The sequence below is a fragment of the Streptomyces sp. NPDC013455 genome, assembly GCF_040632975.1.
Lineage (GTDB): Bacteria > Actinomycetota > Actinomycetes > Streptomycetales > Streptomycetaceae > Streptomyces.
In genome coordinates this window covers 163,230-174,989 of sequence record NZ_JBEYCX010000008.1, presented here as the reverse complement: position 1 = coordinate 174,989, position 11,760 = coordinate 163,230, and the positions used below count along the sequence as shown (strand labels likewise).

Below are 11,760 nucleotides of genomic sequence, written 5' to 3'. Positions count from 1 at the left end.
GGCGGGTGGCGGGCTACGCCTGCGCTGCGGCTTCCGCGGGCGTGGCCTGTCCAGGCGTCCTCACGGTCCAGAGCAGCAGCCTGTCCCATACGTCATCGCCGGGGATGCCGAGATCCAGTGCGGCGCTCAGCACGTGCACCCCGAAGCGCGGCGGCACCGCATTGCCGATCTGCTGGGCCTGATCGTTGCCTCGCCACGGATACCGATAGGGGAAGCTCTGGAACACGCCGGCTTCCTCGTTGCTCAGGCGGTCCATCTCCCTTTCCGGCTCGCCGCGGCTCACGATCCGGTTCCGCTTCCACTTCCCGGTGATCGTTGCCGACGGTTTGTCGGATTCACGCCGGCCCCGAGCTTTCGGATCGCCGCCACTGCCGTAGTTGGAGACGACACAAAACGGCTCGGCGCGTTGCGCCGCTTCCTCCACGAGGCCCCGCGCGTAGACATGCCTGAGGGCCGTCTCCATCGAAACCCACGACTCACGCCCACCGAAAAGCGTGTCGGCCGGCGCGACGCCCTTGCGGTATTGCTGGTGCGTGGGTGGCAGGAAGTGCTCGGGGATCTCGGTACGTCGAGCGACGAGCACGGCGCGACGACGCGTCTGCGGCACACCGTACTGCTCCGTGTGGAAGACTCTCGCCACGGCGTGGTATCCCACGGCCTTCAGTACCTTCTCGTACTGATGCCACACCTCGATCGCCGAGGGGACCTGTTCCAACACGATCACGTCGAAGGGCCGCGGCTCGTCGCCACCGTGGCGCGGACGGAGCATCGCCTCGAAAACCCACCGTAGCGGCTGAAGAACCAACCCGGTGCGCTCGTCGTCCAGCTTCTCCAGCTCTCGCTGGATGTCCTCCCACGTCTCGCCCTTCCGACCCGCCTTCTCGCGCTCGTACCAGGCGTGCATGCGCTGGATGAACTTCGTGACGTCTTCCAGCGCCTTGCGCCCCGACCCGCTGCCGGCGATGGAGAACGTCTGACACGGAGGCCCCCCCGCCAACACGTTGCATTCCTCGAAGTCGGGGTGATCGGGGCCGAAAAGCCGGACATCGCCGTGGACCGTCGGCAGTCCGGCGGCGATTCGCGTGGCAACAGCGTCGTCGTCCCATTCGATCCCGATCGACGGAATGCCCAGGACATCGGCCGCCAGGTCGAGTCCGCCAGGCCCCGCGAAGAGGTCGACGATCCGAAACTGCCCTCGTCGGGTCTCCACGGGCGGTGCGCTGGTCATGGTGGCAGAGTCTATCGGTCAGGCGACCCGCCCGACTCTCCCTTCACTGATCACCCCGAAGCCTCAGGACGCGGCTTCGGACAGCAGGGCAGAGGCGATCGCCTCGCCCACCGCCCGCGCGAGCGGAGGGGGTGTGGCGTTGCCCACTTGCCTGTAACGCGCGGTCTTGCGGCCGGCGATACGCCACTCCCGCGGAAAGCCCTGCAGCAGGGCCACTTGCTCGACGGTGAGCGGGACGAGCCCACTGCGGCCGGCGGCCGGATTCCAGACGAAATCCGCGTCCGGCACCTCGTCGGCGACGGTGGCTCCGTCAACCCCCATCCGGGCCCACTTGCGCTTGGCGCCGGTCGGCCCGAGATCCGCTCCGCCACGATCCCAGGAACCCCCGACGATGGTGGGCGCCGGCGCACCGGCCTGGTCGGCCCATTTGTCGACATCGGGCCACCCCCGGGCTCCCATGGAGTCCCGCAGCGTCTCCCCCACCGTCGGGGTCGACCCCGGATGCGGAGCGGGCGGCTCGAATCCGTCGATCAGATCGCCCTTGAAGGCGATCAGGAAGCCGACTTCTCTGTGCTGCGGCACTCCGTAATCCTTGGCATCGAGCACAAGCCATCGGAAGCGGTAACCGAGGTGACCGAGTTCCTCGCCAACGAGGCATCGAATCGTTTGATATTCGGACTTTTGAGCCAGATCGGGAACATTTTCCAGGAGAACCGCCCGCGGCTGCACGCCGTAGATCAGGTCGACGGCAGCCGTGAACACTGCAAGTTCCGCGTCGTCTCCTCTGGTCCGATTCGCCGCCGCGGGCGATTTCACGCGGGGCAGGCCCCCGGAGAGCAACTCAACGTCGTACACCTGCTGCTCGTCCGTGGGATCGAAGTCGACGAGATCGATCTCTCGTACGTCCCAGCCAGGCCGGTTGATACGCAGCGTCTCGCAGGCGACCGGCCGGTTGTCGAGCAGCAGAACCGGGTCGAAACCCGCGTCTTCCAGGCCGCGCGCGAGCCCTCCGGCTCCGGCACAGATCTCCACTGAGGTGAGACGTGGCGACGAAGCCCCGTCACCATGTACCGCAGCGGGCGGCACCTTTCCCCCGATCACGCTGCCCTCGCCCTCTCGCCGTCCTCGAACGGAGGCCGTTCGAGCCCAGTCCGGCCCGGCCGGCCGGCAAGAACCCCTTGATCAAGCGTACTGGCCGGCCGGGTGGATCAGGGCGCCTTTCGATCAGGGCGCGTCGATGATCGCCTGTCCTTCCTTGCCCGAGTCGATCGTCGTGAACCGCAGTACGCGACCGTCGGCGCGTCGAGCCGACGCGGGCGCCACGAAGGAGAAGGCCATGGTGATCTTCTCGGGCGCGAGTCGACCGTCCTCGCCGATATCGGCCCGGTGCTTCGGCTCCACCACCGGATACACGACGACGACGCCCCTACGAGGAGCGACCAGTGCCTCGGTGTTCCCATCCCCCGAGTCGGCGAGGCCCCCTGCGATGCGTTGCGGGGCCGCGCGGTGCTTGGGCTCGCTCAGCGCACCGAAGAGCGGACCCCTTCGCCGTTCGCGCCCGAACCAGGCGTACGAGCGGTTCCCGGTCCCGATGATCAGACGCTGTCCGCGCTTCGCGTGCTGCGGCGCCAGCACGAGCCAGTCGACGACGTCCGACGAGGCGGCCTCGTTGATCTCGGACAGATAGGCGAGATGGGGCGCGAACTGCGAGGGAGCCCCCCAGCGCACCTGCGCGACCAGGGCGAGGAACTCGGCGGGCGTGAGCGTCCCGACGAACGCCTCGAACCGGTGAGTGACGGCGTCCCGGTCGTGCTCGGGCGGGAAGTGATAGGCGAACGACGTGGCCGTGGGGGACAGCGACTCCAGAACCGGCGTCCAAAGGTGGGTGTTGTGTCGCAGGTCGGCCGATCGGGTCGGGTAGGCCGTGGGTTCCTGCCACTGCCCGGGGGACCGCAGCTCGGCGAGGCGCGCGTTGTACATCTTGTTCGGGCTGGTCGGCTTGAGCCAGGGCAGATGCTGCGATACGAGCGGAGGCACCTGGTCGGGGGTGACCTGGGGCTTGCCGTCGATCATCTTCGCGTACTGCTGCAACTCCTTGCGGAAATTCTCCTCGTCCAGACAGATCGCCTCGAACCCCGCGTAGAGGTCGATCTCCTTGGTCCCGACGGTCTCGGCTCGCCCGAGGAAGAGGCGCACCAGGTCCCGGTAGCCCTTGCGGAAACCGAACCAACGGCCCATCTGCATGAGGGTGGACGCATTGCCCGCGCGACGACGGAAGTAGGAGACGGTGAGTCCTTCGACCGTGAATCCACGGGCGAGTTTCTGACCGCCGATGAGGATTTTCCAGATGGAGCGCTCGTCGAAGTTCGCCTCGCCGGTCTCGATGTCCCTGTCGCCGTTGACGACGATGATGGGATGGTCGTCGCCACCGATCCGGGTGACGGCCGGTCCCACGTACGGGGCCAGCGCCTCGTAGGACGGGGGGACGGCATGTCCGTCCGCGCGTACGGCCGACACGGGTGCGACGTCCTCCTCGAAAAGCTTCTGCAGTCGCCGGCGACCGGCCTCTCCCATGTACCCCGCGTTCCACCACATCTCGGTCGCCTTGCCCAGAAGCTCGCGGTGCACGTCGGTGCGCACGGACTCGTGGATGAGCATCGTGTGGTGCTGGAAGTAACGGGCCCCCAGCCCTCCCTTGTCCTCTCGGTACAGCTTCATGGCCGCCGTGAGGACGAACATGTCCATGGCCTGTTGCAGGCAAAAATCGTCGTCGCCGCTCTCGTCGTGCACGGTGATGTTGCGCACGTGAGCCAGTTCGTTGGAGTTGGCGAAGTCGCGTTCGCCCTCCGGTATCGCGGAATCGAGGTCGTGGAAGTCGCGGGCGCCCATGTACCCCTCGGGCCGCGGTAGGGAGACGATGAAGTCTTTGGGGAAGATGTCCTCGGCGTCGCTGGGGTCGACGAACACGTTGGCGTACGGGGTGGCCGTGTACCCGACGTACTGGGCGCGGGGCAGCAGTTGCAGAAGCTCCGAAATCTTCAGGTTGATGGCGCTGCGTTCCGCGTCGGGCTTCGTGAGGTTGGAGGTGTTGACCGAGGCCTCGTCGGACTCGTCGTCGATGATCAGGACGGGGATCTCGGAGAGCGGGGTCTTGATCTTCTTGAGATCCTTCACGAGCTTGCCCAGGACCGTCTTGTGCTTCTTGACGACCATGAGACGCGCCGAGGACCGATGCAGATTGCGTGGATCGTGGAGTGGCAGCGCCGGCTCCTGCTTCTCGAATTCGAGCGCCGTGATGCCCTGCAACAAACTCTTGTAGTCGTCGTCCCGCGTGGTGAGTCGCACGATGTCGAATCCGCCGCGGGTCGACGGCAGATCCCCGAAGCTGGTGAACCCGCCCTGGATCCAAGCCGGGTCGTTGGCGTAGTCGGACTCGTACTCGCTCGCTCCGCGCAGGATGTTCTCACGCCCGACCAGCTCCATGTCGAGGCGCCGCTGGGTCTGCGCCCGGAGCATGTTGAGGGTTCCGCCGAGGACGATGACCAGTCGGTATCCGGCGTCGACCGCTTTGGCGATCACACCGGCGAAGTTCGCGGTCTTGCCGGACTGGACGTAGCCGACGACCAGTCCCTTCGACTGGTAGACGGCGGGGTGCGTCGGATCGGCGAGCCGCTCGACCACCGCATCGGTGGCGACGTCGAGTCCGGCGACGGCCTCGGGCCCCCACCCCTTCCTCTCCAGGTAGGAACGGTAGGCCGGCCAGTACCAGGGCCGCCCCTGCATCGACTGCGGCGTGTACCACGGGACGAACTCGTCGCTGATGACGACGGGAGCGTCGACCCGGGACACCGGAACCAGGCTGTCCAGCAGCTTGCGTGTCTCCTCGGACAAGGCAAGCAGACCGTAGACATCGTCCCGACGCTGCTGGGTTCGCTCCGGGCTCTCGGACCATGCGACGTCCGGCAGGAAGTCCCAGTCGGTCAGTTTCCTGCGCCATGCTTCGACCAACGGGTCCGTCGGATGGCATCTCTCCAGCGCCGCGCGCACGACGTCCTGGCGTGCCAGGTCCTCGGCCTCCGGAGAGATGCTTTCCGCCTGGTAGCCGAGGGCACGCTCGAGATTCTTGGGACGGCTGGTGCGCATGTCCGCCAGGGCCGCATCGAGCACTTGCAGGAGAAGGGCGTCGGTGGAACTGCTGGTCATGTGTGTCCTCTGGGTGCCGGCGAGCGCCGGACGTCGTGGGTCAGGGAAGCGGTAGATCGGAAAGATCGACGGGCGGCTGCTGCCCGGCGGACGACAGCCCCGTCACGTCCACCGCGTAGTTCACCGTGTCGATGCGTCCCAGCGCGCCTTCGGGCAGGTCGTCCACCGTGAGACGAGGCATGTCGGTCGCTCGGATCACCAGAGGGCTGTCGCGTGGCGTCCAACGTTCGTCGTCCGGCTGTTCGGCGTCCCAGCCCAAGGCGTCCAGCAGTTTGTCCAGGCGTCGTCCGAAGGCGATGTTCTCGGCTGCGGCCGCATCACGCGCGGCTTTCACCGAGTCGGCGAGAGTGCGCCCGCCGGCGCCGCCCCGGGTCAGACGCAACGAGGCGAACCAGAGCGGCCGTCCGGCCGTCTCCGTGAGCTGTCCGAGACCGTGGATGGTGTGTCTACGTCGTTCGGAGGCGGTCGCCTTGACCTCGAGGTCGGCCGAATCGAGGGCGAAGTCGTGCTCTTCACCGATCGGCCCCACCCAGGTGTCGAGTGCCGCCTGCCATCCGTTGGTCTCGGCAATCCTCGTCAGTACGGCAAGTTCGCCGTGGAGTCCGAGGCGCCTCTCTCGTGGCAGACCCCGTGGCCTTCCCAGCAGCGCGCTCCATCCGTGCACCGTCTCGTCGAAGGCCCGTGCCAGACCCTGCCCATCGACGACGATGCGGTCCGCCACGGACAGCAGGAGGTCGTGGAAGTCGCGGAGCAGTTCGGGATCCGATGTCGTGACGCGTGCCAGGCGCCTGCCGCCGTGGAGGACCCGGTCGATGCGAACGGCCGCCAGCGGTGAGCGTGGGACATGGTGGCGTCCCGCGAGTTCGACGTGCAGGGCGATACCGCGTCCTGCGTCCTGAATTTCGTAGGTGACCATCGGTTCATCGATGGCCGAGAGTCGGTAGCTGGCTCCCAACCCCCGCCCGAGATAATGCTCCACCGTCGTCCAGGGCAGTTCGACCGTGGTAGCTCGCGCGACGGAGTCGGCCTTGCCCGGGGGATTCGCGACTCCGTCTCTTCGGCTGTCCATCAGTCGGCCACCCGATCGAGTTCCGTACGGGCGGCGGCCACCAGAACGGACTGCCACAGTTCGATGTTGTCCTTGAGTCGGCTCCCCAGCCGTTCACGCTGAAAGGCGTCCTGCATCAGTAAATACATCAGGGTCTTGACCATCGGGGCGTCGTTGAGCGTACCGCCGCGGCCACCCAGGAGCGCGGCGCGGTAATGCTGGTTGAGCAGGAGGACCTGGGCCTCCTGGTCGATCTCGAAGAACTTGTCGTTGGGCAGCTTCTGCCATCGGAACTGCAAGGGATCCTCGTGGAGCAACGGCAGTTCCTCTTCGATGACCTGGCGTACTTGCGGGTCCAGACCGCGCCCCGGTGGAACAGCGGCCTTGCGCGTCACACCGGCCCGTTTCCGCGCATCGCGATAGACCCGCTCGGCATCCGCCAGGTATGCGCCGAACGTGCGTCCCTGAGCGTCCTTGGCGTTGTCGAGAGCGGCCGTGAACTCGGGCGACGCCTGCACTCCCTCCTTTTTCACGGTGAGGCGGAAGACTTCCCCGTCGGGATCGTCCGGCAGATCCACCGCCACCCGGGCAAGAGCCAGATGTTGCTCCGGCTGACGGTAATTGTTCCAGCCACCGGCCTGCACGAGGCGGTCGTTGCGGTAGAAGTAGAACCCCTCCCGCTCGACGACCGCACCGAAGGCCTTGTACTCGTCGAGAGAGGATCGCGGCGGCCAGATGTGGGCACGAAGGGCGACGGGTCCCAGGGAATCGGTTTCGGCGACGAATGTGCTCGGGTAGTCCACGCCTCCCGAAACCGGATAGCCGAACGGGTCGAGCGACTCGACTCCGTAGTTGGCGTATTCGATGCCGGTACGGACGTCTTGGACGGAGATGGTGATGTGGAAGTCGTCCCGGGCGAGGAATCGGTGCAGATGGAGCCCCAGGTGCAGGCCCAATTTGTTGACCGTGCGATGCAGGTACCGGTCGGTCTGGCCACCACCGCCGTGCTTGGGGAAGTCCTTGACACCGTCCCACCGGACGATCGTGCCCTGGAAGCCGATCGGTCGCCCCTGGTAGAAGTCGACGAAGTCCTGGGCGAAATCGGAATCGATGATGTCGCACTCGAAGCTCTTCTTGGCGTGCTCCATCAGCCAGCGCCTGCCGACGGGGCGGGTGCGCTTGGTTCGACTCACCACTGTCACGGAGTCGGCGTGGCTCAGCGACGCGGATTTCAAGCCGGTGCCGAACATACCGAGCGACTTCTCGGTGTAGCCACGACGGCCTCCCACCGTCATGGCCACGTCCAACTCGTCTTCGCTCATCCCCTTGCCGTCGTCGACGATCACCAGGCTCACCAACCGGTCACCGTCGCGCAGGAAGTGGATGACGACGTTCGCCGCCCCGGCGTCGATGGAGTTGTCCACCAAGTCGGCGATGGCCGCTTCGAAGCCGTAGCCCTGACTGCTGAGCGCTTCCATGTAGCGCCCGTCGGGCGGCAGCCGCTTGCTGCCGGCCGTGGGTACTTCGAACTGCCACTCGCTGACCATGACCCGCCTTCTCGCCGGAGTGCCCGCCTGCCCGGAAGTCGGACATCGTCATGATGCGACGAGGAGGCGACCGTAGTCGACCGTGGGTGGGAACTCCGCGCTCCGGGACGGCACCGTGACACGTCAGGCTCGGCGGCGCCCCGGGGCGGGAGAGGGTCAGGCCGTCGTGGCCAGTTCTGCGCGGCCGAAGAGGAGGGGGAAGCCCGGGGGGAGTTGGGTGAGGAGTTGGGTCGTCAGGTCTTCGCCGATGTGGGTCGACAGAACGCTGAGGACCGAGCTGACGTCCCAGCGGGCCGTCGCCGGCGTCGAGCCCTCGATGCGGGTGGCCACCGACTCGACGAACTCGCGGGCCGTCAGCGGGTGGGCCGCGGGGATCTGGGAGGCGATCACCCGGCCCGCCGTGCGGGGGAGCGCCCGGGCCAGGGCCACGCGTTCGTCGCCGGTGACGTGGCCACCCAGCGCCGACAGGACGATGCGGGTCACCCGTTCCGCCTCCGCCCTCGTCGGGTACTGGCCCGCCTCGCGCACCGCCTCCGTCAGCGCCACCCAGCCGGCGTCCTCGGCCGCCTCTCGGGTGGGCCGGCTCGGGGCGGGGATGGTCGTTCTGGGCTGCGGGGTCGTCACGGTCATCGTGTTGGCTCCTCCTCCGGGACACTTCGGGGCACCGGAAGCCCGGATACCCCGTAATGCAGCGGGCATGAGCGGGAGTTCGGCCACAGTGCGGCAGACGGGTCTGGTGGTGTCCCGCCACAGCACCGTGACCCGTGCGGCGAGCGGGGGCGCGGTGCTGCGGGACGAACGGATGTCTTCGGACACGCTCGGGCCGGCGGTGGAGGCACGGCAGGACCGGCGCGTCCCAGGGCCCCGCTCGGGCCGTGGGACGCGTGATGCTCTGGCCGTCGGGTCGGCCGTCGGGTTCTGCATTGCCTCGTCGGTTCAGGCGTTGATCTGCTTCCGGTCGCCCGACCCGCCGCTGATCTGGATGCGGCGCGGCTTGGCCTGTTCGGCCACCGGGATGCGCAGGGTCAGGACGCCGGCCTCGTAGGAGGCGTCGATGCGGTCCGTGTCGAGCGTTTCGCCCAGGAACAGCTGGCGCGTGAAGGAGCCCGTGGGCCGTTCGGCGACCAGCATCTCCGCGTCCTGCGGAGCGGGACTGCGCCGCTCGGCGCGGATGTTGAGGACGTTGCGCTCGACGTCGAGTTCGATCGTCTCCGGGTCGACGCCGGGGAGGTCGAAGTGGACCAGGAAGTCGTCCCCGGAGCGGTAGGCGTCCATCGCCATCGCGGAGGGGCGGGCGTTGGTCCCGAAGAGCTGCTGCGTGAGCCGGTCCATGTCGCGGAACGGGTCCGTACGCATGAGCATCACAGGTCACTCCTCTCGTCAGGGGCTGGGGTGCGATGCCCTACGGCTTCTTATATAACTCCCCGCCGAAAAGTTGACAAGCATCGACTCAGGTTCGTCTTCGCCGCCTGCCCCCGCGTTAGCCTCGGACCGCGGACTTTCGCACTACGAGGAGGCTCCATGGCCCAGGTTCCCAGCGCTGTCGTCGCCGCCACCGGGCTCGTCGGCGGCTACGGCGTCGCCCGTTGGACGAAGAAGCGGCAGCTGGGCGGTGCCGTGCTCGCCGTGGCCGGGGCCGCCGCCGCGCAGCAGTGGCGCAGGCAGGCGGGCGGGAAGGCCGCCGGCGCCCTCACCGCCGCCTACGTCGCCGCGTTCGCCGGCTCCCACCCGCTCGCGAAGAAGATCGGCGCCTGGCCGTCCGTCCTCGGCGTCGCCGGCGCCGTCGCCCTCGCCTCCTGGGCCGTCGCCGACCGCAAGGCCTAGGGAGCGTCCCGGCCCGCTCCGGGTCCGGGGAGCGTCCCCGGCCCCTCCGGACCTAGGGAGCGTCCCCGGCCCCTCCGGACCTAGGGAGCGTTCCCGGCCCCTCCGCCGGGGACGGTCCCCCGTCCGGCGGGCGCCTGTGCCCGGGCCGCACCCCGCGGCGGCCTCTCCACCCCCTCCCCCGTCCGGAACGCCCTCCGGTACGCCTGCGGGCTCGTTCCCGCCACCCTCCGGAAACGCTCACGGAAGGCCGTCGGGGAGCCGAAGCCCGTCAGCGCGGCGATGCGTTCCACCGGGTGGTCCGTCGTCTCCAGCAGGTGCTGGGCCCGCCGTACCCGCGCCCGGTGCAGCCACTGGAGCGGTGTCGTACCGGTCTGCTCCCGGAAGCGGCGGTTGAGGGTACGCGTGCTCATGCCGGCCTTCGCCGCGATCTCGTCCAGCGTCAGCTCCCGGTCGCAGTGGTCCGCCAGCCAGCCCAGCAGCGGCTCCAGGGTGGCGCCCGCGGGAGCCGGCGGCAGGTCGTGGACGATGAACTGGGCCTGCCCGCCCTCCCGTTCCAGCGGCATCACCGACATCCGGGCCGCGTGCGCGGCCACCGCCGAGCCGAAGTCCTTGCGGATCATGTGCAGGCACATGTCCAGGGCCGCCGCCGCGCCCGCCGAGGTGAGGAACTGGCCGTTGTCGACGTAGAGGACGTTCGGGTCGACCGTCACCTCCGGGTGCCGCTCGGCCAGTCGCGGGGCCGCGAACCAGTGGGTCGTCGCGCGCAGACCGTCCAGCAGACCCGTCGCCGCGAACAGGAACGCGCCCACGCAGACGGACGCGATCCGGGTGCCGTTCGCCGCCGCCGCGCGCAGCGCCTCGGCGACCCCGGGAGGCAGTTCCTCCGGCGGCTCCGCGACCCCGGGCAGGATGATCGTGTCGGCCTCCGCGAGCGCCTCCAGGCCGTACGGCGCGCGCACCGTGAAGGCACCCGCGCTCACCTCCCGCCGCACCGAGCACACCCGCACCCGGTACGGCTGCCGGCCGTCGGGCAGCCGCGCCCAGCCGAAGGTGTCGATGGGAGCGGAGAGGTCGAACGGCACGACGCCGTCCAGCGCCAGTACGGCCACGGTGTGCATGGCAGGAATGTAGCCGTACGACGGGTTCCCGACCCTCAGGGCTCAGGCGGTCGGGCGAGGCCCCATCCACGCGGCAACCGCTGGCGGGAATCCGTCGGCAGCTGGCAATCCCGCCACTTCTGCCCGGCCCCGCCGTTCCCTAGCGTCCCTGCGTGACCAAGTTCCTCCTCGCCGTGCACGTCATCTTCGCGATCCTCGCCGTCGGCCCCGTCGCCGTCGCCGCCAGCATGTTCCCGCCCGCCGCCCGCCGGGCCCTCGCCGAGGCGACCGCCGGGCCGGTGCGGGCCGGCATGACCGGCGAGCCGGTGCGGGCCGACGCCACCAGTGAGCCGGTCCGGGCCGACGCGACCAGTGAGCCGGTGCGGGCCGACGCCACCAGTGAGCCGGTGCGGGCCGACGCGACCAGTGAGCCGGTGCGGGCCGACGCGCCCGGTGAGCGGGGTGACGCCGGGACGCTCCGGCTGCTGCACCGGATCTGCCGTGTGTACGCGGTCGTCGGCGTCGTCGTACCGGTCTTCGGGTTCGCCACCGCGAGCGAGATGGGTGTCCTCGGGAGCGCCTGGCTGGTCGTGTCGATCGCGTTGACCGCCCTCGCCGCCCTCGTCCTCGTCGCCCTCGTCCTCCCGGTGCAGAACGCCTTCGTCGAGGGCGGCGGCAGCACCGCGCTGACCACGCGGCTCGCCATGTCCACCGGACTGTTCAACCTGCTGTGGGCCGCGGTGACCGTCCTGATGATCGTCCGGCCGGGCTCCACCACCGGCGCGTGAGGCACCGGCCGGGCTCCACCACGGC

At 68.9% G+C, this 11,760-nt stretch carries 10 protein-coding genes; 2 read left to right on the top strand and 8 right to left on the bottom strand.

The features are described 5' to 3' along the window. Positions 1 to 13 precede the first annotated feature (13 nt). The 7 genes from ABZ576_RS15740 to ABZ576_RS15710 form a co-directional block, all read right to left on the bottom strand. On the bottom strand, positions 14 to 1,228 hold the full coding sequence (locus tag ABZ576_RS15740) for a DNA cytosine methyltransferase (protein ID WP_360740408.1): 1,215 nt from the start codon (positions 1,226 to 1,228) through the stop codon (positions 14 to 16). A 63-nt stretch (positions 1,229 to 1,291) separates the two neighbouring features. After that, complete coding sequence (locus ABZ576_RS15735; protein ID WP_360740406.1) at positions 1,292 to 2,260, bottom strand: DNA cytosine methyltransferase; 969 nt, start codon at positions 2,258 to 2,260, stop codon at positions 1,292 to 1,294. Between the two features lie 192 nt (positions 2,261 to 2,452). Then, positions 2,453 to 5,431, bottom strand: coding sequence for a Z1 domain-containing protein (locus tag ABZ576_RS15730; RefSeq protein WP_360740404.1), 2,979 nt, complete (start codon positions 5,429 to 5,431; stop codon positions 2,453 to 2,455). A 40-nt stretch (positions 5,432 to 5,471) separates the two neighbouring features. After that, the gene (locus ABZ576_RS15725) at positions 5,472 to 6,410 is read right to left on the bottom strand and encodes a PD-(D/E)XK motif protein (protein ID WP_360740402.1); all 939 of its coding nucleotides are present in this window, start codon (positions 6,408 to 6,410) and stop codon (positions 5,472 to 5,474) included. 89 nt (positions 6,411 to 6,499) lie between these two features. After that, complete coding sequence (locus ABZ576_RS15720) at positions 6,500 to 8,026, bottom strand: ATP-binding protein (protein ID WP_360740400.1); 1,527 nt, start codon at positions 8,024 to 8,026, stop codon at positions 6,500 to 6,502. Positions 8,027 to 8,182: 156 nt separating this feature from the next. Beyond that, entirely contained in the window at positions 8,183 to 8,656 is a 474-nt protein-coding gene (locus ABZ576_RS15715; RefSeq protein ID WP_360740398.1) for a DUF2267 domain-containing protein, read from the bottom strand. A 306-nt stretch (positions 8,657 to 8,962) separates the two neighbouring features. Next, entirely contained in the window at positions 8,963 to 9,388 is a 426-nt protein-coding gene (locus tag ABZ576_RS15710; RefSeq protein ID WP_360740396.1) for an Hsp20/alpha crystallin family protein, read from the bottom strand. 159 nt (positions 9,389 to 9,547) lie between these two features. Between ABZ576_RS15710 and ABZ576_RS15705 the strand changes: the two genes are divergently transcribed. After that, entirely contained in the window at positions 9,548 to 9,850 is a 303-nt protein-coding gene (locus tag ABZ576_RS15705; protein WP_360740394.1) for a hypothetical protein, read from the top strand. Between the two features lie 80 nt (positions 9,851 to 9,930). Here the strand turns inward: ABZ576_RS15705 and ABZ576_RS15700 are convergent, their stop codons facing one another. Further along, the gene (locus tag ABZ576_RS15700; RefSeq protein WP_360740392.1) at positions 9,931 to 10,968 is read right to left on the bottom strand and encodes a helix-turn-helix domain-containing protein; all 1,038 of its coding nucleotides are present in this window, start codon (positions 10,966 to 10,968) and stop codon (positions 9,931 to 9,933) included. A gap of 152 nt (positions 10,969 to 11,120) precedes the next feature. Here ABZ576_RS15700 and ABZ576_RS15695 point away from each other — a divergent pair, with 152 nt between their 5' ends. After that, a complete protein-coding gene (locus ABZ576_RS15695) occupies positions 11,121 to 11,735 on the top strand; it encodes a hypothetical protein (RefSeq protein WP_360740390.1) in 615 nt (204 codons plus the stop codon). Positions 11,736 to 11,760 lie beyond the last annotated feature (25 nt).

What these genes read in the sequence shown, in the direction of transcription:
- ABZ576_RS15740 (WP_360740408.1), bottom strand. Translation starts at nt 1,228, where the DNA reads ATGACCAGCGCACCGCCCGTGGAGACCCGACGAGGGCAGTTTCGGATC.
- ABZ576_RS15730 (WP_360740404.1), bottom strand. Translation starts at nt 5,431, where the DNA reads ATGACCAGCAGTTCCACCGACGCCCTTCTCCTGCAAGTGCTCGATGCG.
- ABZ576_RS15720 (WP_360740400.1), bottom strand. Translation starts at nt 8,026, where the DNA reads ATGGTCAGCGAGTGGCAGTTCGAAGTACCCACGGCCGGCAGCAAGCGG.
- ABZ576_RS15715 (WP_360740398.1), bottom strand. Translation starts at nt 8,656, where the DNA reads ATGACCGTGACGACCCCGCAGCCCAGAACGACCATCCCCGCCCCGAGC.
- ABZ576_RS15710 (WP_360740396.1), bottom strand. Translation starts at nt 9,388, where the DNA reads ATGCTCATGCGTACGGACCCGTTCCGCGACATGGACCGGCTCACGCAG.
- ABZ576_RS15705 (WP_360740394.1), top strand. Translation starts at nt 9,548, where the DNA reads ATGGCCCAGGTTCCCAGCGCTGTCGTCGCCGCCACCGGGCTCGTCGGC.
- ABZ576_RS15700 (WP_360740392.1), bottom strand. Translation starts at nt 10,968, where the DNA reads ATGCACACCGTGGCCGTACTGGCGCTGGACGGCGTCGTGCCGTTCGAC.